Here is a 21922-nt window from a genome sequence, read left to right on the forward strand (position 1 = left end):
AGCGCCGTGCACACGCCGGCCACGGCACGCTGGGCACAACGGAATCGCCCGTCATCCACCGAGAACCGCCATGACCCTGCGTCCCCTGCCGCTGCGCGGCGCCCTGCTGCTGGCCTTGTCATCCCTGCCGCTGGCCGCGCTGGCCGAAGCCACCTCGCCCGCTCCCGCCCAGCAGGTGCCCGGCGTCTACCACCAGCGCGTCGGTGCGCTGCAGGTCACCGCCCTGTTCGATGGCGTGGTCGCGCTGGGCCGGCAGGAAGTGGTCGACGTGCCGCCAACACTGGTCAGCCGCCTGCTGGAAGGCCGCTACGTGCCGGAAGACAAGAAGGGCCTGCAGACCGCGATCAACGCCTTCCTGGTGCGCCAGGGCAACCACCTGACCCTGGTCGATACCGGCACCGCGCAGTGCTTCGGCCCCGGCCTGGGCCAGGTGCTGGGCAACCTGCGCGCCTCCGGCGTGGACCCGGCCGAGGTGGACGAGGTGCTGCTGACCCACGCCCATCCTGACCACCTGTGCGGGGTGCTCGACGCGCAGGGCAAGCCGGCCTACCCGAATGCCACGGTGTGGCTGTCCAAGGCCGATGCCGATTACTGGCTCAACCCGGCCAGCGAGGCCACGGCGCCGGAGGGCGTGCGCTTCGCCTTCCCGCTGGCACGCAACGCGGTCGCGCCGTACCAGGCCAGCGGCCACCTGCGCACCTTCAGCCCCGGCGAAGCCCTGCCCGGCGGCGCGGTGGCGATGGACACCCATGGCCACACCCCCGGCCATGTTTCCTACCGGTTCGACAGCCAGGGCCAGTCCCTGCTGGTGTGGGGCGATGTGCTGCACTTCCATGCGGTGCAGTTCGCCCACCCGGAGGCCGCGTTCGAGGCCGATTCGGACCGCAAGGCGGCCATCGCGAGCCGTCGCGGCCTGCTGCAGCAGGCCACCGCCAACGGTTGGTGGGTGGCCGGTGCACACCTGCCGTTCCCCGGCCTGGGCCATGTGCGTGGCGAGGGCAAGGCCTATGCGTGGGTGCCGGCGGAATATTCGCCGTTGTGAGGGTGTGCCGATCAAGGTCGGCACCCACCCGATCCGGTAGCGCCCGGCTGCCAGCCGGGCGACGGGGAACGCTTACTCCAACCCCAGCCAGCCGCCGATCACGCCGCGGGCTTCGTCCACGCCGGTGCGGTCTTCGCCGGAGAACACCTGCACGCTGACGCTGTCACCGTAAGCCGATTGCAGCTCCTTGCGCACCTTCTGCAGGGACTGCATCTGCTGGCTGCGGCTGAGCTTGTCGGCCTTGGTCAGCAGCACATGCGCCGGCAGGCCACGCTGCACGGCGTAGGACAGCATCTGCCGGTCGTAGTCCTTCAGCGGATGACGGATGTCCATCACCACCACCAGCCCCTTCAGGGCCTCGCGGGTGCGGAAATACCGGTCGATGAAGGCCTGCCAGTGCGCCTGCAGGTCCAGCGGCACCTTGGCGTAGCCGTAACCGGGCAGGTCGACCAGATGCGCTTCCGGGGTGACCTGGAAGAACACCAGCTGCTGGGTGCGGCCGGGCGTCTTGGAGACACGGGCCAGGGCGTTCTGGCGGGTCAGCGCGTTGAGCGCACTGGACTTGCCGGCGTTGGAGCGGCCGGCGAAGGCCACTTCGGCCCCTTCGTCGGGCGGCAGCTGCCGCACGTTGTGGGCCGAAAGGTGGTAACGGGCGCGTTCGATGAGCAATGACATGTGCCTAGGATCGCATGTTGCGGCGCCGCGCGCCCGTGCCGACGGCCTTTGCGGGCATTTTGCTGCACTGCTGCGTTGACCGTGCGCGGAAACGGCGTTGATAATCCGGGCGATGCCGGCGGCCACCGCCCGGCCCGGTCCATACGGAGCTTCAGCATGCGCCACGCTCGCGTTCTTGCCGTATCCGCCCTTGCCACTGCTGTAGTCGTTGCCGCTGCTGCGTTCGCGCAGACCACGTTGACCCCGCTGCCCGACAACGGGCCGATCAACACCGCCTCGCTGGAGGTGGATTTCAGCAAGACCCACTGGGGCGATGCCAAGGCCGGCCAGACCAAGGCCTCGGCCTGCGCGGCCTGCCATGGCGCCGACGGCAATTCCACGGTGGAGATGTACCCGTCCATCGCCGGCCAGAGCGAACGCTACGTGGCCCAGCAGATGGCCCTGATCGCCAATGGCCAGCGCAGCTCGGGCGCGGCGGTGGCGATGGTGCCGTTCGTGCAGAACCTCACCCCGCAGGACATGCGCGATATCGGCGCGTTCTTCGCCACACAGAAGGCCACCGCCGGCATCGCCGATGACACGGCGGTCACCGACGGCCCGTACAAGGGCATGAAGTTCTACGAGATCGGCCAGCAGTTGTACCGCGGCGGCGATGCCAAGCGTGGCCTGCCGGCCTGCATGGCCTGCCACGGCCCCAGCGGTGCCGGCAATCCCGGCCCGGCCTATCCGCACATCGGTGGGCAGCATGCCAGCTATGTCGCGCGCCGCCTGCAGGAGTACCAGGGCGGCCAGACCAACGAAACCGACAAGGCGCACTTCCAGATCATGGCCACGGTTGCGCAAAAGCTCAGCGAACAGGAGGTGCAGGCGCTGTCGAGCTACCTGCAGGGCCTGCACAACAAGGCCGATGACGTAGCCGCAGCCACCCCGCCGGTGCAACCGGCTGCCGCCCCCTGACCACCACTGGTCGGCCGGGGCCGCCACCTCGGCCCACGGCTGCGGTATGTTTCCTTCACGCCGGCGGCTGCGCCGGCGTTGCTTTTTTCAACGGAGATGCGTGTCGATGAGGTTGATTTCCCGCCTGCTGTTGTCCGTGCTGGTACTGCTGCCGCTGGTAGCCTGCGCCGCCACCCCCGCCAATGCCCCGCTGGTCGAGGGCAAAGACTACGAGCGCATCGCCCAGCCGGGCCCGTTCCAGCCGCTGGCCGGCAAGATCGAGGTGGTCGAAGTCTTCGGCTACACCTGCCCGCACTGCGCCCATTTCGAACCGCAGCTGGAAGCCTGGGCGGCCAAGCTGCCGGCCGACGTGCGCTTCACCCCGGTGCCGGCGGCCTTCGGCGGCGCCTGGGATGCTTGGGCACTGGCCTACTACGCCGCCGACGAAGTCGGCGTGGCCAAGCGCAGCCATGCCGCCGTGTTCAAGGCCCTGCACGAACAGGGCTCGCTGCCGATGCAGAACGTCTCGGCCGATGAGCTCGCCACCTTCTACAAGGCCTACGGCGTGACCCCGGACCGCTACATCCAGGCCCTGCGCGGCGATGCCGTGCAGAAGAAGGTCGATGCCGCCCGCGCGTTCGCCCAGCGCACCAAGATTCCGGGCACCCCGGCCATCATCATCAACGGCCAGTACCTGGTGCGCGGCAACAGCTTCGACGACCAGCTGCGCATCGCCTCGGCGCTGATCGCCCAGGCCCGCGCTGCTCGCGGCCGCTGAACCCAGCCCCACCACCGACACGGCGCTGTCGCCGCCGCGTGTCATCATTTCCCCCTGGCCGGCGCCCGCCGCCGGCCCCACCATTCCAGATGCTGGAGACGTTTCCATGAAGATCCGTTACGCCCTCGCCCTCGCAGCGCTGCTGCCGATCCTGGCCGCCTGCAAGGCCGACGACGGCAGCACCAACACCACTGCGGCTCCGACCGAACCGGCCGCCACCCCGGCCGCCACCACTGAACCGGCCGCTGCACCGGCCGCGGGCAGCGAAGGCGCCGCTCCGGCTGCTGCCGAAGGCGAGAAGGCCCCGGCCGAAGCCGAAGCCGCCCCCGCCGCCGCGCCGGCCCCGACCACCGCCGCACTGACCGGCCCGGCCCCGGTGGAAGGCGCCGATTACCAGGTGATCCCGAACGGCCAGCCGTTCCAGCCGGCTGCCGGCAAGATCGAAGTGACCGAGATCTTCGGCTATGTCTGCCCGGCCTGCGCCGCATTCCAGCCGCTGGTCGGCCCCTGGAAGGCCGGCCTGCCGAGCGATGTGAACTTCGTCTACGTGCCGGCCATGTTCGGCGGCACCTGGGATGACTACGCCCGTGCCTTCTACGCCGCGCAGACCCTGGGCGTGCAGGAAAAGACCCACGAAGCGCTGTACGCCGCCATCCACTCGCAGAAGACCCTGAAGGGCGAGCGCGGCCGTGACTCGGTGGAAGACATCGCCAAGTTCTACGGTGCCTACGGCGTGGATCCGAAGCAGTTCGCCGCCACCATGGGCAGCTTCGCGGTGAATGCCAAGACCAACTCGGCCAAGCAGTTCGCCCAGCGCAGCCAGATCAGCGGCACCCCGTCGATCATCGTCAACGGCAAGTACCTGGTGAAGGGCAAGAGCTTCCCGGACATGCTGCGCATTGCCGACCACCTGATCGCCCGCGAACGCGGTGCGGCCCAGGCTCACTGATCCAAGAGAAGCGTTTCCCGGCCGTGAATTCCCCCCGTACACGGACCCTGCGCTTGCTGACGGCCAACATCCAGGCCGGCTCAAGTACCCGCCGCTACAGCGACTATGTGACCCGAAGCTGGTCACATGCGCTGCCGGCGGGGCGCAAGCGCAGCAGCCTGGACGCGATCGCCACCCTGGCGCGCGAACATGACATCGTCGGCCTGCAGGAGGCCGACCCGGGCAGCCTGCGTTCGGGCTTCACCAACCAGACCCACTACCTGGCCCAGCGCGCCGGCTTCAACTACTGGAGCCACCAGCCGAACCGGCGCATGGGCGGGGTCGCCTCCAGCGCCAATGGCCTGCTGAGCAAGCTGGAACCGGTGGAAGTGCAGGACCACGCCCTGCCTGGCCGCATCGGCGGGCGCGGCGTGCTGCTGGCCAAGTTTGGCGACGGTGCCGATGGCCTGGCAGTGGCGGTGGCCCATCTGTCGCTGGGCGCGGGATCGCGGATGTCGCAGCTGGGTTTCATCGCCGAGCTGCTGTCCGACCATCCCAACGCCGTCCTGATGGGCGACTTCAACTGCTTGGCCGAACGCCCGGAAATGCAGGTGCTGTACCAGAAGACCCGCCTGCAGCCTCCGGGCTGCATCGTGCCGACCTTCCCCAGCTGGCGCCCTGACCGCGCCATCGACCACATCCTGGTCAGCAGCGGTCTGCTGACCCGCACCGTGGAAGCCGTCCCCGCCGCGTTCTCCGATCATCTCGCGCTGGCGATGCAGATCGACGTCCCGGCCGACGCCCTGCGCTGACCGCTCCTGGTGGGTGCGGACCACTGCCCTGGTGGGTGCCAACCTTGGTTGGCACGCTGCCTTGGCGGGTGCAGACCGTTGGTCCGCACGCTCTCCGCCGCTACCCGGCCTGCGCCACCGGTACCCTCAATCGCCGCGCGGTCATCGTGCTGCCCACCGAGGCCAGCACCGTGCAGCCGATCGCCAGCCACTGCAGCCCGTGCAGGTGTTCGTGCAGCAGCAGCACCGCCCACAGTGCGGCCACCGCCGGTTCCATGCTGATCAGGATGCCGAAGGTTTCCTTCGGCAGGCGCTTGAGCGCCATCATCTCCAGTGACATCGGGATCGCGCTGGACACCAGCGCCACCAGCAGGCCAGCGGCCAGGATCTTCGGATCGAGCAACGCGGCACCGGCGTGCACCACGCCCACTGGCACCACCACCAGCGACGCCGCCAGCAGGCCCAGCGACACCGAATGCCCGGCGTGCAGGTGGCCGGCGCGCTTGCCAAACACGATGTACAGGCCCCAGCACGCCGCTGCGCCCATCGCATATAGCACGCCGGCCGGATCCAGCGCCGGGCCGCCGCCGATCGGCAGCAGCAACAGCAACCCCACCGCCGCACAGCCCACCCAGAGGAAATCGATCGGCCGCCGCGACGACAACATCGCCACCGTCAGCGGTCCGGTGAACTCGATGGCCACCGCAATGCCGAAGGGAATCGTGCGCAGGGCCATGTAGAACAGCAGGTTCATCAGGCCCAGGGTGAGCCCGTAGCGCAGGATGGTGATCGCATCCACGCGGCTGGTCTTCCAGCGCCACGGCCGCCAGAACAGCAGCAGCAACAGCGCCGAGAAACCCACGCGCAGCGCGCTGGTGCCCTGGGCGCCGATCAGCGGGAACAAGTGTTTTGCGTAGGAGGTGCCGATGGCCAGCGAGGTGACCGAGCCAAGCACCGCCAGCGCCGGCAACATCGGCGCGAGTCGTGAGGTCTGCATGGGCAAAGTCTATTGCGCCGGCGCCGAGCACTTGGCTCAATTGACAGCCCGCTCGTGCAATTTCTGCTCGCCATGGCCACCGCCCCCGTGCTCGACAGCTTCGACCGCGCCATCCTCGACCTGCTGCAGCGGGACAACACCCTGCCGCAGCGCGAAATCGCCGAGGCCGTGCACCTGTCCGCGCCGGCCGTGCAGCGCCGCATCAAGCGCCTGCAGGACAGCGGCGTGATCGCGGCCAACGTGGCGGTGGTCGCCGCAGCCAAGGTCGGGCGGCCGCTGACCATCATCGTCGAGGTGCGCGTGGTCAGTGAGCAACGTGAACGCGTGGCACCGTTCAAGCGCCGCGTGCAGGACGACCCGGCCGTGCAGCAGTGCTACTCGATCACCGGCGATGGCGATTTCCTGCTGCTGCTCTCGGCGGCGTCGATGGAAGAGTACGAGGCGATCACCGAGCGCTTGTTCGGCGGCGATGACAACATCGAACGCTTCCGAACGTCGGTGGCACTGGGAACGTTGAAGCGCAGTTTCGAAGTGCCGCTGCTGCCGGTTCCGTAGCGTCGAGCCACGCTCGACGCTACCGTCGGAGACCATGAACACGTCGCCCTCCCCCGCCCGTCGCCTGCGCCGCTGGCTGCTGCGTGGCCTATGGCTGGCCATTGCCCTCATTGCCGCGTTGATGCTGTGGAACAGCCCATGGGCCGCCGCACCGAAGCTGCTGTGGACACTCGCGCGGATGCCTCCGGCCACCGAACTTCCGGTGCCGGTGGACGGCGTGCGGCCACGCCAGATCGCCGATACCTTCGGCGCGCCACGTGGCCGTGACCGCTCCCACGCCGGCATCGACATCTTCGCCAAGCGCGGTACCCCGGTGCGCAGTGCCACCGCCGGCGTCGTCGTGGATGTCAGCGACCGCGGCCTCGGTGGCCGCCAGGTGTGGGTGATCGGGCCCGGGCGCGAACGTTACTACTACGCGCATCTGGAGGACTGGGCCGAGGGCCTGGCGCGCGGCCAAGTGGTCCAGGCCGGGGACCTGCTCGGCCACGTCGGCGACAGCGGCAACGCCAAGGGCACGCCGCCGCACCTGCACTGGGGCATCTACGGCGCCGACGGCGCCCGCGATCCACTGCCGCTGCTGCGCTGACCCCGGTTTGTAGCGACATTCCAGCTCGATACCACGGGACAGTGGGTCCATTCGTTCATGATTTGTAAATAGGAATAGTTCGTATTACCATTTCTTTCGTTTCCGGTGGTGCCAGGACGGCCTGCCCGCCCATTTCCCACCCGTAGCGCCTCGCCTCTTGGATGCCGGCCGAGCGCGCGTGCTCGTCCAGGACTCCCATGACCCGTTCCGCCTTCCGTCTCCCGCAGCCGCAGCGGCTGTCCGTTGCCGTGCTTGCCGCTCTCTGCGCCGTGGCCCCGGCCGCCTTCGCCGACACCGCCGCCGACCCGACCACCCTCGACAAGGTGGTGGTCAAGGGCGAACGCGCCGAAGGCTATTCGGTGCGCCGCACTTCGGCCGGTACCCGCTTCGACCTGGCGCCGCGCGAGATCCCGCAGTCGGTCAGCATCATCAGCCACCAGCGCATCGAAGATCAGAACCTGGACGACATCATCGACGTGCTGGCCAACACCACTGGCGTGACCAGCACCCAGTCCGACAGCGAGCGCACCGAGTTCTACGCGCGCGGGTTCTACATCGATGCCTACCAGTTCGATGGCCTGCCCACGCAGATGGTGCAGAACTGGAGCTACGGCGATTCCGGCCTGGACCTGGCCCTGTACGACCGCGTGGAAGTGGTGCGCGGTGCCACCGGCCTGCTCAGCGGCGCCGGCAACCCGTCGGCGTCGGTGAACCTGATCCGCAAGCACGCCGACAGCGCCGAGCTGGCCGGCAGCGTATCGGTGAACGTGGGCAGCTGGGGCCGCACCCGCACCACGGTGGACGTGGGCAGCGCACTGAACGCCAGTGGCACGGTGCGCGGTCGCGTGATCGGCAGCTACCTGGACACCGACGGCCAGATGGACCGCTACAACCAGCGCAAGACGCTGGGCTATGCCGTCATCGACGCCGACCTGACCCCGGACACGCAGTTGAGCGTGGGCTACGACTACCAGCAGAAGCGCGCCAATGGCGCGACCTGGGGCGGCTTCCCGATGTGGTACGCCGATGGAAGCCCGACGAACTACCCGACCTCGTTCAATCCGTCGCCGGACTGGACCTACTGGGACACCACCAGCAAGCGCGCGTTCGCCACCCTGCAGCACGCCTTCAGCAACGGCTGGAAGTTCAGGATCGGCGCCACCCACGACCGCACCAACGCCGATGACAAGCTGTTCTATCCGTCCTACACCGCCTTCGACAAGGCCACCGGCACCGGCGTCACGCCGATGGCCGGCTTCTACAATACCGAGCGCAAGGTCGATGGCATCGATGGCTACGTCGACGGCCCGTTCCTGCTGTTCGGCCGCGAGCACCAGTTCATGGCCGGCCTGAGCTACAACAAGCGCGAATTCGCCAACTACGGTGACTTCCAGATGGGCGGCCCCGGCACCGGCTGGAATCCCTTCAGCTCCTATCTCGACTGGACCGGCAACATTGCCCAGCCGAACTGGAACCCGCTGGCGCTGGCCAGCCAGGGCACCATTACCCAGAAGGCCGGCTATGCCGCCACCCGTCTGTCGCTGGCTGATTCGATGAAGCTGATCCTCGGCGCCCGCTACACCAACTGGAAGAGCGAAGGCGAGAACGACGACCGCGAACACAAGGTGACCACTCCGTACGCCGGCCTGGTGTATGACATCAACGGCACCTACTCCGCGTACGCCAGCTACACCGAGATCTTCCAGCCGCAGACCGCACGTGACCGCAACGACCGTTATCTCGACCCGGTCGACGGCAAGAGCTACGAGGTGGGCGTCAAGGGTGCCTGGTTCGACAACCGGCTGAACGCCTCGCTGGCGGTGTTCCGCATCGAGCAGGACAACGTCGCCCAGGTCACCAGCGAGCCGATCATCAGCCGCCCGGGTGAGTTCGCCTCGATCGCTGCACGCGGCACCGTCAGCCGTGGCTTCGAGTTCGAAGTGAACGGCGAACTGGCACCCGGCTGGAACGCGACCTTCGGTGCTTCGCGCTATGTGGCCAAGGACATCAATGGCGCCGACATCAACACCAACCTGCCGCAGACCGCATTGAAGCTGTTCACCAGCTACACCCCGCAGTCGCTGCAGGAACTGACCGTCGGTGGCGGTGCCAACTGGCAGAACCGCATCTATTACGCCGCGCCGGTCGTCGGTCGCTTCGAGCAGGAAGGTTACGCACTGGTCAGCGCCTTCGTGCGCTACCGCATCTCGCCGGAATTCAGCGTGCAGGCCAACCTCAACAACCTGCTGGACAAGAAGTACTACTCGCAGATCACCGGCTACGGTGCGTACGGCGATGGCCGCAATGGCTCGCTGACGTTCACCTGGGCGTTCTGATGGAAATGGCGCCGGGCCTGCCCGCCCCGCACCTGTAGCCGAGCGTGGGCTCGGCTCTACACCACAAGGCGGCGCCGGGATTAACCCGGCGCCGCACTCCCATCAGAAACGCAGGTCCGCGCGCAGGTACCAGTAGCGGCCACGCGGGATGTCGTAGGTCGAAGCGTCATAGCCGTTCAACGAGCACGACAGGCAGATCGGCGGATCCTTGTCGAACACGTTGTTCAGGCCCGCGGTCAGCTGCAGCCCCTTCATCCAGTCGATCTTGTAGCCCACCTGCATGTCGTGGAAGGTGGTGGCCGAGAGCGTGTTGGTGCCGGCGGCCTGGTTGCTGCACACCGGGAACGCCACGGCATCACCGCAGTTCTCGGTCAGCTCGGAGATGTGCCGCACCGTCCAGTTCGCACTCCAGCGGTCCATCGTCCAGGCAATGCTGGCGTTGCTGGTCCACTCCGGAATGGAACTGTCCGCCACTTCCACGCCCGGCTTCTGCGGCTGCTTCTGCCCGGCCGCGCCGGTGGCTTCGTAACGGCCGACGAAGGTGTTCTTCCAGGCCAGCTTGAACTGGCCGATGGAGCTCTGCGGCAGCGTCCAGAACAGGTCCACGTCCCAGCCGTCGGTCTTGATCGAGCCGAGGTTGGTCAGGCGGTTGTTGAAGCTGCTGACCGCACCGGTGCTGGCGCGGGTGATGCCATCGCAGTACACGGGGTCAAGCGTGTCCGCGCACAGGTCCAGCTGGGTCTGCGCGTTGATGGCCTGGATCGCGCCATCGATGGCATGGCGGTAGAAGGTCACTTCCACGTCGAAGCGCTCTGACCACGATGCGTTGTTGCCGAACCACGGGCTCCACACAAAGCCGGTGCTGAAGCTGCGCGAGCGCTCCGGTTCCAGCTCGCGGTTGCCGCCGGTGGTCACCGAGATCTGCGAATTGGCCTGCTGGAAGCCAGCCGGCACACCCAGTGCGGCACAGTTGGCGGCGCTGCCACGCGGCGGCGTACCGCCCAGGCCCACCGAGCACGGGTCGAACAGCTGCAGGTCGGCGCGCGCGGCCGAGCCGTACAGTTCACCGATCGACGGAGCACGGAAGCCTTCGGCATAGGTCGTGCGCAGCACGAAGTCGTCGGTCACCTGCCAGCGCAGGCCGTACTTGGGCGTGAACTCGCCGCCGAAGGTGGAGTAGTCCGAGTAGCGGCCGGCCAGGCTCAGGTCCAGCTTCTTGCCCAGCGGCGAGTCGGCGAAGATCGGGACGCTCAACTCCAGGTACGCTTCGTTGACGTCATACGAACCGGATGTCGGCTGCGACGGCACACCGTTGTAGTGGCCGATCACCGTCAACGGATCCGGCTGGTACCAGCCCTTGTACTTGCGGTACTCGTAACCACTGGCGAACGACACCGGGCCGGCCGGCAGGGTGAACAGATCGCTGGACAGGTTGGCGGTGAACAGGCTCAGCTCGTTCTGGCTGCGGTCGCGCACCACCGGCTGGATCCACTTCAGCATGTCCGGGGTGATCGAGCCGACGCCGCCGAAGATGTTCAGCGGCACGCAGCCCGGCGTTGCCGCGCACACCGCCGGATCACCCAGCGCCATGTTGACGTTGTAGATGTTGTAGCTGCCGTAGTTGGTCTGTTCGGCCTTGTTCTTGCTGTACATGCCGTTGACGTCCCAGTACCAGCTGCGGTCGGCGGCCTGGAAGTTGCCGACCAGGCCGGTGGCCACGTAGGTCGTGTTGACCTCCTGCTTGAAAACGCGCGCGCCGCCCTCCACCGGTCGGCGGCCGATCAGGCTCATGTTGCCCGAAGACACCAGATCGAAGCCGAACGGGTTGTACGGGTTCAGTCGCGAGACGACGATGTTGTCGGCCAGCGGATTGCCGGTGGCACCGTCCGGGCCGAAGAACAGCGGCTCGGGACCGGCCTGGTTGGTCGACTCGCGGCGGTTGCCCAGCGCCTTGATGTACCACTGCACGTTGTCGGTGATGTCGAAGCGGAACTGGCCGAACAGGCCCTTACGCTCGGACGGAGTCAACACCATGTTGTATTCGGCGAAGTTGAAGCGGTCGGCACTGGTGAAGCAGTGGTAATCGTCGGTGCGGTTGCAGCCGGCGCTGCCGTCGTAGCGCGGGCTGCTCACGCCGGTATTGGGCACGATGTCCTGCTCGGCACCGGTGTTGGGGTCGACGAAGGCGAAGCGGCCCTGCGGAATGCCGCCGCTGCCGAACGCCAGGCCGGTACCCGGGATCGGGAAGCGCGACTGCTCGCGGTCGCGGGCGAACACCGGGTCCTGCTTGGTCCAGCTGGCGCCGAGGAACAGGCTGTAACGATCGCCGCTCTTGCCCCACGCCAGGTCCACGCCCTTCTGCGTGCCGTCGCCCTTGCTGTACTCACCGTAGTTCAGGGTCACCTGGCCGCCATCGAAGTCGCGGCGGGTGATGATGTTGACCACACCGGCGATGGCGTCGGAGCCATACAGCGATGATGCGCCGTCTTCCAGTACCTCGATGCGCTCGACGATGGCCAGCGGAATGGTGTTGAGGTCGGTGGCCGCACCCACGCCCGATGCCGACGACTCGTTGACCCAGCGGATGCCGTCGACCAGCACCAGCACGCGCTTGGCCCCGAGGTGGCGCAGGTCGACCTGCGCCGAACCGGCACCCACGCCGCTGCCATCCGGCGGGAAGCCGAAGTTGCCGGACGAATTGAACTTGGCATTGAGCGCCGAACCGGAGCCGGTGAGCTGCTGCAGCACTTCGCTGATCGAGTTCAGGCCGGTGCGTTCGATGTCGCCGCGGGTCAGCGTCTGGATCGGGACCTGGCCCTCGACTTCAGCGCGCTTGATGCGGGTACCGGTGACTTCCACCGCGTCGAGGTTGGTGGTGGATTGTGCAGCGGCACCCAAGGGTGCCAGGGCCAACACGCACAGCGTGACGGCAACCGCCAACGGGCGGTGGTGCAGGTGATTCATTCGCTCTCTCTCCAAAGGAATGTCGGGACATGGACTGCCGCGCTCCCCCTGCATGGCGGCAGCGTCTCCTTTGTAAACAAGCGGTAAAAATCACGGCGTGATGATCGACACTCTTTCACGCGGAATTGACGCGATTGTCGGCGATTTACGTCAGATGGGAGCGAAACAAGACCGGACGGTACTGTTCACCGCAAGCAAGCTTGATGCCGATTGCGACGTCGATCTCACAGCGTTATGCCGTTGAGCAAGCACTCTTTCCGGTCCGTCCAGGGACCATACGCCTGCGCCATCAGCACCATGATGGTCTCCACCGCGGTCAGCTTGCTGATGCCGAACAGATCGTTATCGAGCCGGGATTTCATACGCTGGCAGCGCTCAACCCACAGCAAGGCACCCTTGCGGTAGCGGAGTTCCATGCATCGATTTGCATTGGTTCACGAAGCAACTCCAGACCACGCTTAGGAATGGTTTGAAAACTACCCATTCGGACGAATTTCTGGAGGCCGCCAAGGCGAGACTGACAGCCCAGTCGTTCTCATGAGGCTCAATTGTGAAAACAATCACCGTCATGATTCATGCCGCGATTATCACGGCATTGTTTCTGCTCTGGACAAACGAATCGAAAGCGGGTGGCCTGATCGAATGCAACAACTGCGCGTCTCCGAAGGATGCAGCCCTGCTGTCGGGCTCCGGATTGGCGGTTGTAATGGACTTCGAGAGAGCCCGACTGAGCGCCTTCAACGTCGAATATGATCGCGAAATCAGAAAGTGGCGCGCAATTTCAACGCCGGTTCCCGCACAGATTCAAATGGCCTTCCTACGGATTCTGGATGCGACGTCAGCCTTTCGCGGGCCACATGAAGACGCCCACGCAATGCGAGGAGGCGGATCAGTGGTCGTGCTGCATCCCGACAATCCTGGAAACTCCAATGGAAAAAGGTTCCCCGAATCCTACACGTCCTCCAATACCTTTGACATCGTCGCATCAGCCACACTGAGAACCCGACTTGGTCAGTATCTGGCCACAGAACTGGCAGGAGCCAATACGGGAAGCCCAACTTGGAACGGCATTGCGCTTTCGATTCAACAAGCAGCCCTGAACTGGGCAGGCCTCAAGGGCGGTGGATCGATAACAATAATGATCACTTGGCGTGACGGGTCAAGGACGCTTTATCGGGTAACACCGGACAACGTCGCCGAAGCCAAGTATCAGAAGGGCGAAAGTCGCGACAGCACAGGCAACAAGGTTCCTGACGAATCCATCGCCGACCCGATCTCCGCGCCTTCGTACGCCGGGCAGTATTATTTCGGCCAGCATGGCGACCTGGACAACTGGGTCAGATCCGCACAGATGTATGGAGTTCCCGTCCAGCGCGGAGGCAGCAGCCGCATCTCGTGCAGTTGGGATGGTCGCACGGTCTACTGCCAGCAATACTGATCCCTCATCCGCCGCTCATGTCGCAATGGCCTGCATGAGCGGCGGTTCGGGTAGCGCTACCGCACGAAGGCGATACGCTCCATGCCGGTGGCCTCGGCCGCAGCCAGGATCCGGGCCATGCCTTCGTACTCGGCCGACGGATCGGTGGCGATGCGCAGCTCGGGCAGGTTGCCAGCATGCGCGCCGGCCTGTGCCTGCAGGCGCGCCTGCAGATCGCCGATGGCCATCGGCTGGCCATCCCAGCTCAGCTGGTTCGACGCATCCAGGCGCAGCTCGATCGGTGGCGGCGGTTCGGGGCGATCGATCGTGCGATCGGTGGCCTGTGGCAACTGCACGGCAATCGGCCGGGCCACGATCGGCGCGGTCACGATGAAGATGATCAACAGCACCAGCATCACATCCACCAGTGGCGTGACATTGATGTCCGCCAGCGGGCCGCTTCTTCCTGCGCTACTGAACGCCATGTGCCGCTCCCTGCAGCCGGGCCGTTCGCCCAAGGCCGACGTTACGACGCCTGGCATTACCTGCGGCAGGGGCCTGCGCGGGATCATTCAGCTGTCGTTGCCAACGCCCGGCGTGCACGCAATGCGAAACTGAATTCAGCCATTGCCCGCTATGCTGCCCGCCATGACCCGACGCTCTTCGACCGCCCTGTCCCTGCTGCCCTTGGCCACCACGCTGCTGATCGGCTGCGCCAATGCCCAGTCCCTCGACGCCCAGAACGCGCAGCTCAAGGCCGCGATCGCTGCCGCCGAACGCGGCCAGTTCGATCCCGGCCAGGCCGCTGCGCTCAGCCGCCATCCGGCTTACGGCTGGCTGGAGTACGCCAACCTGCGCCGCAACATCGACACCGTCGATACCGCGCAGGCCCAGGCCTTCCTCAAACGTTACGACGGCCAGGCTGTGGCCACCACCTTCCGCAGCGTGTGGCTGCCCTCGGTCGCACGCCGCCAGGACTGGCCGACCCTGCTGGCCAACTGGGTGCCCACCGACAACGCCGGCCTGCGCTGTGCGCAGCTGACCGCGCGCCAGGTGACCGGCAAGGTCGATCCACAATGGATCAGTGAAGCGCAGGATCTGTGGCGCAAGAACGGCAAGTCGCTGCCGGATGGCTGTGACGCTGTTTTCGCCGTGCTGCAGGCACAGGGTGGGCTGAGCGATGCCCTGCGTTGGGAACGCATCGATGCCGCCGCCGACGCGCAGCAGCCGGCCGTGATGCGTAGCGCCGCACGCGGCCTGCCCGCCACCGACCTGGCACTGGCCAACAATTACGCTGCCTTTGTCGACAAGCCCAATGCCAGCGCGTTGAACTGGCCACGCAACGAGCGCAGCCGGCGCATTGCCACCGATGGCCTGGCCAAGCTGGCCAAGGCCGATCCCGGCGCCACCGAACAGCAGCTGCCGCAGTATGCGCAGGCACTGGGCCTGAGTGCCGACCAGCAGGGCCAGGTGCTGTACCAGATCGCATTGTGGACGGTAGCGTCCTACCTTCCGGATTCGGCACGCCGCCTCAATGCGGTACCCGAATCGGCGTATGACGAGCGCCTGCACGAATGGCGCGTACGCGAAGCGATGTCGCGCGGCGACTGGCCGGCGGCGCTGGCCGCGATCCGCAAGATGGGCAGCAAGCAGCGCAGCGACCCGCGCTGGCGCTACTTCGAAGGCCGCATGCTGGAGAAGACCGGCCAGGCCCAGCAGGCTCAGCCGCTGTTCCGCGAAGCCGCACGCGCACCGACCTTCCACGGTTTCCTGGCCGCCGACAAGCTGCAGCAGGGCTATACCCTGTGCCCCTGGAAGCCGAATGACAGCGCGCAGGCGCAGGCGTTGATCGCGCGCGATCCGGCCATCCAGCGCGCAATGGCGCTGTACCAGATCGATCGCGCCGGTTGGGCCGTGGCCGAATGGAACAGCGCGCTGTCGCGTTTCGATGACACCCAGCGCCGCCTCGCCGTACGCGTGGCGCAGGACAACGGCTGGTTCGACCGCGCCGTGTTCGCGCTCGGCAAGCAGCCGCAGGAGCAGCGCCTGTACGACCTGCGCTTCCCGCTGCACCACGACGCCACGATCCGCCGGGAATCGGCGCGCAACGCAATCGATCCGGCCTGGGTGGCCGCGGAGATCCGCGCCGAGAGCACCTTCACCCCGCGCGCGCGCTCGCCTGCCAACGCCATGGGCCTGATGCAGGTGCTGCCGGCCACCGGTGCCGGCGTGGCCAAGTCGATCGGCCTGACCGGCTACGGCGGCGCCGACAGCCTGTACGACCCGGACACCAACATCGCCGTCGGTACCGCCTACCTGCGCCAGCTGATGAACAAGTACGACGGCCTGCCGTACGTGACCATCGCCGCGTACAACGCCGGCCCGACCCCGACCGCACGCTGGCAGGGCCAGCGCCCGGGCTTTGACCCGGACCTGTGGATCGAGACCATCAGCTACAAGGAAACCCGCGAGTACGTGGCCCGCGTGCTGGCCTTCAGCGTGATCTACGACTGGCGCCTCAACGGCAATGCGCTGCCGCTGAGCGACCGCCTGATGGGCCGCCTGGTGGACAAGCGCAAAAGCTTCAGCTGCGCCGCCAACGCCGACCAGGGCGGCGATTGATCGCACCTCGGTCGTGCCGGCCGCTGGCCGGCACGACCCGGTATCCATTCCCTGGGGAGGGAACGCAATGAGCCTGCTGGCCTGGATCGGGATATTCGCCGCCTGGAGCCTGTTCGCCACCTGGGTGCTGCGTTGGGGTGGCGCGGCCTGGATGGAAGGCTGGAAGTCGCTGGCCTTCGTCGACAGCTGGGGCAGCCTGTGGGACGAAGCGCAGATCAAGCTGTACTTCCTCTGCCTGTGGATCGTCTACGGCCTGTGGTTCGTGGCCGGCCTGTTCGTGCCGGAGTGGCGTGGTTTGCCGTGATGCCGCTGCGCCGGGCATGCGATCATCCCCCCATGAAGATCTATCTTGTCGGCGGCGCCGTACGCGACCGCCTGCTGCAGCGCCCTGCAGGTGACCGTGACTGGGTGGTGGTCGGTGCCACGCCCGCGCAGATGGAAGCGCAGGGCTACACCGCCGTCGGCCGTGATTTCCCGGTGTTCCTGCACCCGAAGACCGGCGAGGAATACGCGCTGGCGCGCACCGAGCGCAAATCCGGCCGTGGCTATCGCGGCTTCGTGGTCGATGCCGATCCGGCGGTGACGCTGGAAGAGGATCTGCAGCGCCGCGACTTCACCATCAACGCGATCGCTTGCGATGAGGAGACCGGCACGCTGGTCGATCCTTACGGTGGCGTTCGCGATCTTGAACAGCGCGTGTTGCGCCACGTCGGCCCTGCGTTCGTGGAAGATCCACTGCGCGTGCTGCGCGCGGCGCGCTTCATGGCGCGCTTCGCACCACTGGGCTTCACCGTCGCCGAAGAGACCATGGCGCTGATGCGCGAGGTCGCCGCCAGCGGTGAGCTGGACGCGCTGGTGCCCGAGCGCGTCTGGCAGGAACTGCGCAAGGCGCTGGTCAGTGAACGGCCCTCCGCCTTCCTGCGCACGCTGCACGATGCGCAGGCGCTGGGCCCGATCCTGCCCGAGCTCGAAGCGCTGTATGGCGTGCCACAGCGTGCCGAATTCCACCCGGAAGTCGACACCGGTATCCACCAGGAAATGGTCAGCGACATGGCGGCGAAACTGGCACCGGGTGATGACCTGGTCGGCTTCGCTGCCCTCACCCACGACCTCGGCAAGGGCCTGACCCCGCCGGGGGAATGGCCGCGCCACATCATGCACGAGCAGCGCGGCATCACGCCGCTGAAGGCATTGTGCGCGCGGTTGAAGATTCCCACCGAGCACCAGCAGCTGGCCGAAGCGGTCTGCCGCGAGCACTTGAACGTGCACCGCATCGACGAACTGCGCGATGCCACCGTGCTGGAACTGCTGGGTCGCTGCGATGCACTGCGCAGGCCAGAACGCGTGGCGCGCATCGCACTGTGCTGCGAGGCCGACAAGCGCGGCCGGCTCGGCTTCGAAGATGCCGACTACCCACAGGGTGAAACGCTCAAGCGCCTGCATCACGCGGCGCTGTCAGTGCAGGCGCGGGATCTGGATACCACGCATCTGAAGGGCCCGGCCATCGGCGAAGCGCTGGCCAAGGCGCGGGTGAAAGCCATCGCCGCTGCCCGCTGATCCGCAACGGCCTCGCGCACTGCTATGGGTGGTGCCGGCCGCTGGCCGGCAACCAGACAATCCCTGGATTCAGTGCGCCATGCCGCGGGTGATCGCCGCCGCACGCTGCTTCAGCTGGGCCACGGCATCGGGAATCATCTCCATGCCCACGTCCAGGCCCGGGTTCAGCACCAGGCCGACGCCGTCGCCGATACCGGCCAGCAGCGCGTGCACCGCGATCGGCATGGCATGCGCGAACTGCGGCAGCTGCTCGTGCCACAGGCCCGCGCGCTCGGGGGCAGTGAACACCGCGAACATCGGCTCGCCGCTCTCGCTGGTCAGCACCAGCGGCGAGATGCTCTCGTCCCAGGCGCCGTCTTCGCCAATGGCCTTGTCCAGCAGCACGAACGCCGTCGAGGTCAGCAGGCCGTCGAGGAACTGCGCTGCGGTCAGCGTGCCGTCCTGGGCCTGCAGCAGGCGTACCTCGAGGTCGTTGAGGGGTTCGAACGGGGTGTCGTGGTCCATGGTCGGTTCCGGTACGTGATTGCAGGGCAGACTTTAACAGGCCGGGGGTGAAGCACGGCAGCGCATCGGCAGGGACTCGCGGGGCTTCAGTGGCCGATGTACCAAAGCGCCCAGCGCTCACCGGCCTGGGCCTCCGCCATGGGATTCGGGGCCGTGCGGAAGTCTTGATAGCCTTGGGAGGAAAGCATGGCGGTCAGGATGCGGCCGGCCGCAGATGCTACGAACCCTGCTACCCCACCTCAACCGTTCGACGGGGGAATTGTTAAGACCTGCTTCGACAGTCTGACGAAATCGTCAATGTGTCCACTTCGCTTGTGACCGTGTGCCGGCGCCGCTCCACTCAATCCTGGAAGGACGTTGAGACTGGCATGACCAGGAGCTTTGAGCACGGCTGGAGCGGGTCGTATAGTCGGATGACGTAGAGCAATGAAACGCCGATGAACGCTACCTCGCAAGGCTTCGCGCCACAGGCATGCATGGATGGAGGCCAAGGAAGCTGGCAGCACGAGCGGCGCAACCTGTCGCATGTGCCCCGTAACGCGGTACATCGCGCCGTCTTCCTCGGCCATCCCTCCTGTCCAGCCGATCAAGGATCAGGGCAATCCTGCCGGTATCCTCACGCGCAGAGAACCGTGCCCCGTAGTAACCCTGAAGAGGCGTCCACCCGTAGCACCTCAATCAGCGACATGGACCGCTCATGCTGAAACCCTGCCCCCCCCTCACTCACGTTGTGTTGATCGCCTTGATCACACTGGCCGTTTCTGGATGCAAGAAGGAACGCTCATACCCGGTCTATCGCGAGAATCCGGCACCCACGGATGCGCTACCGATTGTGATTCGAGTCCACGATGCACCTGTGGAGCTCGCTCTCCCGAAGGTTTTCGTCTCCTACGAGATAGATCCACTCTGCCTCCCACCGATCAACAACTACGAGGGTGTGCAGTACGCCCCCCAACGGCAGTCAGTAGAGTTCCCAGTGCAACGTGTCAGTGCAACCGAGTTCAGCAGCACCGTGTTCGAGGACGGCATGGCAGTCGCCGACTATTACGGGCGCGGGCCATGCGAATGGAAACCCAGCATCATTCGGGCTTCATTTCCAGTCATTTCCGAGGGACGCGAAGGCTTCATATCAGTTGCCGTCCACCATCTCGAACTGAAGAAACTACACACGTCGATTTCGTATGCAGACAGTCAAATGACCCTGCAAACAACGAGTTCGACGCCGGGGTGGGTGCGAACGCAGTCCCAGTATACCTACGACAGATTGTCTGATATCGAGAAGCAGAAGTACTTTCCCATAGCGATATCGTCTCCTTCGAAAGGATTCGTCCCATGAGACCTCTAACCAATGCAGCCCTAGCCAATGCAGCCTACTCCCCACCGTCACATCCAGCGCCAGGTGATAAGGAATCGCTGCGCGTTGATGGTGAAGACTTCGAAGTTCTAGGGCGACGTGATGCAGCCAGCGGCTATCAAGGCGTTGTGTACCGGAACATCAAGACCAACGAGATCATCATCGCCCATCGAGGCACCGAGTTTGATCGCCAGGCCATACTTGATGGCGGCGTCGACGCAGCGATGGTCAGCGCCAGAGTCAACGCACAGATTGATGATGCCCTCGTACTGACCAAGCAGGCAATCAAGCAAACTGAGGAAAACGGATATGGTCCGGTGTACATCACTGGACATTCCCTAGGCGGCGCACTCGCGCAGATCACTGCCCACCACTACAACCTCCCGGGCGACGCCTTCAATCCCTACGGCGCTGCTGGGTTGGCGTATCGCCTGCCTGAAGGCCAGCCGGCCAATGCGGCGCCCTTTACCAACCACGTGATGGCGGGCGACCTGGTTAGTGCGGCCGGCCCTCATTACGGCAAGGTTGAGATGTACGCACTCCCCAAGGAACTGGGAGTCCTGCGCCATGCCGAGCAGGGCCAGAGCATCGCCTCGCTCGGATCGCTTGGGATGAATACCGGCCATGTCATGTCCGCTGCGGTTGCGGTCCAGTTGGGTGATTCCCATCGAATGGTTCATTTCATTGACCGTATGACCGACAAGGGTCCAGTGCAGTCCGTGCTGGACGACCCCGAGGCGCGAATCACAGATGCGGAGGACCTGCGCCGGATAGCGGAGTATCGCAAAGACATCCACCAGTTGCGCCTGGGAGCGACCGTACTTGTCGGCGGTGGCCCTGGACTCCTGCGCGACGGGGTCAATTACCTTCGCGGCACCGAGGAAGCCGGAGCATACGCCCGTCGCGAAGCCGAAGCCGTGCAGCGCGCAGAAAACGCATTGAAACCAGGGGAGCGTTTGGTCCAAGAGGCAACCGAAATGGGCTCGCCCTCTCTGAGCAACCCAGGCTTCGCTCCCAAGAGCTCATTGCAGGAGAGCATCGAATCGACCCTGGACAAGGCAGGCCTGGATCCCAGAACGGAGGGCCACCCCGACCATGCGCTCTACCGGCAGATTCGCGATGGTGTATCGGCCGTGGATGCCAGGCACGGGCGCAGCTTCGATGAAACCAGTGAGCGTGTGACGGCCGGCCTGCTTGCAACGGCCAAGCGCAGCGGCCTGGAACGCGTCGATCATGTTGTCTTGGGCAACGCTCCCAGCGATGGTTCAGGCCCTCGCATGTTCGTCGTGCAGGGCGCGCTCGACAATCCGGCACACCTGCGGGCATCGATTGCGGTCAGCGAGGCCGTCAATACACCCGTAGAGCAGTCGCTCGCCAAGGTCGAGCAGATTTCGCAGGCACATCAGGTCGCTCAGCAAGAGCGAACCCAAGAGCAGACCCGAACAGCGATGCGCATGGGCTAGGCCAGCGTGAATTGCTTGGCCCCACCGGAGGCTAGCGCCCGCTGGAACGGCCTGCTGAGGCTATGTCGGCCCGCCCTCTCCCTAGGAGGAATACAGGTTCCGCCACATCCATCCGGCCACCGCCAGCCCGGCCACCGCCACCAGCATCAACGGCAGGCCGAAGCGGTGCCGCCACGGGATCGGCACCCCGCCCAGCTGCTGGTCCATGGTCTCGGTATCGAGCACCCAGCCGTGCTCGCACCGGGTACAGGCCAGTTCGTAGCGGCGCTGGTAGGTGTAGCCAAACAGCAGGTCAATGCGCGCCATCCTGTAGCGCAGCTGCGGGACGAACTCGGTTTCCGTCTGGCAGCGCAGGCAGTGATGCGCTTCGGTGGGGCCGACGATTACCACCCGTTCCTGTTGGCCGATCAGGATCAT

21 protein-coding genes are annotated in these 21922 nt (G+C 66.0%); 14 read left to right on the forward strand and 7 right to left on the reverse strand.

Annotated features, from left to right (window positions below; genetic code table 11):
* The first annotated feature begins 70 nt into the window (after positions 1-70).
* The gene (locus CCR98_RS17645; protein ID WP_087923609.1) at positions 71-1042 is read left to right on the forward strand and encodes an MBL fold metallo-hydrolase; all 972 of its coding nucleotides are present in this window, start codon (positions 71-73) and stop codon (positions 1040-1042) included.
* Positions 1043-1114: 72 nt separating this feature from the next.
* Here the strand turns inward: CCR98_RS17645 and yihA are convergent, their stop codons facing one another.
* Positions 1115-1717: a ribosome biogenesis GTP-binding protein YihA/YsxC gene (gene yihA, locus CCR98_RS17650; RefSeq protein ID WP_087923610.1), complete on the reverse strand. Its 603-nt coding sequence runs from the start codon at positions 1715-1717 to the stop codon at positions 1115-1117.
* 156 nt (positions 1718-1873) lie between these two features.
* Here yihA and CCR98_RS17655 point away from each other — a divergent pair, with 156 nt between their 5' ends.
* The 4 genes from CCR98_RS17655 (at position 1874) to CCR98_RS17670 (ending at position 5171) form a co-directional block, all read left to right on the forward strand.
* Positions 1874-2674, forward strand: coding sequence for a c-type cytochrome (locus CCR98_RS17655; protein WP_087923611.1), 801 nt, complete (start codon positions 1874-1876; stop codon positions 2672-2674).
* A 106-nt stretch (positions 2675-2780) separates the two neighbouring features.
* Entirely contained in the window at positions 2781-3431 is a 651-nt protein-coding gene (locus CCR98_RS17660; protein ID WP_087923612.1) for a thiol:disulfide interchange protein DsbA/DsbL, read from the forward strand.
* Positions 3432-3537: 106 nt separating this feature from the next.
* A complete protein-coding gene (locus tag CCR98_RS17665) occupies positions 3538-4380 on the forward strand; it encodes a thiol:disulfide interchange protein DsbA/DsbL (protein WP_087923613.1) in 843 nt (280 codons plus the stop codon).
* A 53-nt stretch (positions 4381-4433) separates the two neighbouring features.
* Positions 4434-5171, forward strand: a complete 738-nt coding sequence (locus CCR98_RS17670) for an endonuclease/exonuclease/phosphatase family protein (protein WP_198361027.1) — start codon at positions 4434-4436, stop codon at positions 5169-5171.
* Positions 5172-5271: 100 nt separating this feature from the next.
* Here the strand turns inward: CCR98_RS17670 and CCR98_RS17675 are convergent, their stop codons facing one another.
* Positions 5272-6147: an EamA family transporter gene (locus CCR98_RS17675; RefSeq protein WP_087923615.1), complete on the reverse strand. Its 876-nt coding sequence runs from the start codon at positions 6145-6147 to the stop codon at positions 5272-5274.
* 72 nt (positions 6148-6219) lie between these two features.
* Between CCR98_RS17675 and CCR98_RS17680 the strand changes: the two genes are divergently transcribed.
* From CCR98_RS17680 to fhuE, 3 genes are all read left to right on the forward strand, one after another.
* Positions 6220-6702: an Lrp/AsnC family transcriptional regulator gene (locus CCR98_RS17680; RefSeq protein ID WP_087923616.1), complete on the forward strand. Its 483-nt coding sequence runs from the start codon at positions 6220-6222 to the stop codon at positions 6700-6702.
* Positions 6703-6736: 34 nt separating this feature from the next.
* Positions 6737-7288, forward strand: a complete 552-nt coding sequence (locus CCR98_RS17685) for a M23 family metallopeptidase (RefSeq protein WP_087923617.1) — start codon at positions 6737-6739, stop codon at positions 7286-7288.
* Positions 7289-7485: 197 nt separating this feature from the next.
* Positions 7486-9624: a ferric-rhodotorulic acid/ferric-coprogen receptor FhuE gene (gene fhuE, locus CCR98_RS17690; RefSeq protein WP_087923618.1), complete on the forward strand. Its 2139-nt coding sequence runs from the start codon at positions 7486-7488 to the stop codon at positions 9622-9624.
* A gap of 102 nt (positions 9625-9726) precedes the next feature.
* On the opposite strand, the gene CCR98_RS17695 is transcribed toward fhuE, so the two are convergent.
* Positions 9727-12588: a TonB-dependent receptor gene (locus CCR98_RS17695; RefSeq protein ID WP_087923619.1), complete on the reverse strand. Its 2862-nt coding sequence runs from the start codon at positions 12586-12588 to the stop codon at positions 9727-9729.
* Between the two features lie 224 nt (positions 12589-12812).
* Positions 12813-13004, reverse strand: coding sequence for a hypothetical protein (locus CCR98_RS17700; RefSeq protein ID WP_087923620.1), 192 nt, complete (start codon positions 13002-13004; stop codon positions 12813-12815).
* Between the two features lie 134 nt (positions 13005-13138).
* Here CCR98_RS17700 and CCR98_RS21140 point away from each other — a divergent pair, with 134 nt between their 5' ends.
* Positions 13139-14026: a hypothetical protein gene (locus tag CCR98_RS21140; protein ID WP_157721545.1), complete on the forward strand. Its 888-nt coding sequence runs from the start codon at positions 13139-13141 to the stop codon at positions 14024-14026.
* A 56-nt stretch (positions 14027-14082) separates the two neighbouring features.
* Here CCR98_RS21140 and CCR98_RS17705 read toward each other — a convergent pair whose 3' ends face one another.
* Positions 14083-14490, reverse strand: a complete 408-nt coding sequence (locus tag CCR98_RS17705) for a biopolymer transporter ExbD (RefSeq protein ID WP_087923621.1) — start codon at positions 14488-14490, stop codon at positions 14083-14085.
* Between the two features lie 151 nt (positions 14491-14641).
* Here CCR98_RS17705 and CCR98_RS17710 point away from each other — a divergent pair, with 151 nt between their 5' ends.
* From CCR98_RS17710 to CCR98_RS17720, 3 genes are all read left to right on the forward strand, one after another.
* Positions 14642-16627 carry a transglycosylase SLT domain-containing protein gene (locus tag CCR98_RS17710; RefSeq protein ID WP_087923622.1) on the forward strand — a complete coding sequence of 662 codons (1986 nt, stop codon included), beginning with the start codon at positions 14642-14644 and terminating at the stop codon, positions 16625-16627.
* A gap of 67 nt (positions 16628-16694) precedes the next feature.
* Positions 16695-16931, forward strand: a complete 237-nt coding sequence (locus tag CCR98_RS17715; protein WP_087923623.1) for a hypothetical protein — start codon at positions 16695-16697, stop codon at positions 16929-16931.
* A 32-nt stretch (positions 16932-16963) separates the two neighbouring features.
* Positions 16964-18184: a multifunctional CCA addition/repair protein gene (locus tag CCR98_RS17720; RefSeq protein ID WP_087923624.1), complete on the forward strand. Its 1221-nt coding sequence runs from the start codon at positions 16964-16966 to the stop codon at positions 18182-18184.
* A 69-nt stretch (positions 18185-18253) separates the two neighbouring features.
* On the opposite strand, the gene CCR98_RS17725 is transcribed toward CCR98_RS17720, so the two are convergent.
* Positions 18254-18688 carry an SseB family protein gene (locus CCR98_RS17725; protein ID WP_005419309.1) on the reverse strand — a complete coding sequence of 145 codons (435 nt, stop codon included), beginning with the start codon at positions 18686-18688 and terminating at the stop codon, positions 18254-18256.
* A gap of 697 nt (positions 18689-19385) precedes the next feature.
* Between CCR98_RS17725 and CCR98_RS17730 the strand changes: the two genes are divergently transcribed.
* Both CCR98_RS17730 and CCR98_RS17735 read left to right on the forward strand, forming a co-directional pair.
* The gene (locus tag CCR98_RS17730; RefSeq protein WP_087923625.1) at positions 19386-20024 is read left to right on the forward strand and encodes a hypothetical protein; all 639 of its coding nucleotides are present in this window, start codon (positions 19386-19388) and stop codon (positions 20022-20024) included.
* Entirely contained in the window at positions 20021-21505 is a 1485-nt protein-coding gene (locus CCR98_RS17735) for an XVIPCD domain-containing protein (RefSeq protein ID WP_087923626.1), read from the forward strand. The genes CCR98_RS17730 and CCR98_RS17735 overlap by 4 nt, the downstream gene beginning before the upstream one ends.
* A gap of 81 nt (positions 21506-21586) precedes the next feature.
* Here the strand turns inward: CCR98_RS17735 and CCR98_RS17740 are convergent, their stop codons facing one another.
* Positions 21587-21922 carry a hypothetical protein gene (locus CCR98_RS17740; protein ID WP_087923627.1) on the reverse strand — a complete coding sequence of 112 codons (336 nt, stop codon included), beginning with the start codon at positions 21920-21922 and terminating at the stop codon, positions 21587-21589.

Source organism: Stenotrophomonas sp. WZN-1 (genome assembly GCF_002192255.1).
In the GTDB taxonomy this organism is placed as follows: domain Bacteria; phylum Pseudomonadota; class Gammaproteobacteria; order Xanthomonadales; family Xanthomonadaceae; genus Stenotrophomonas.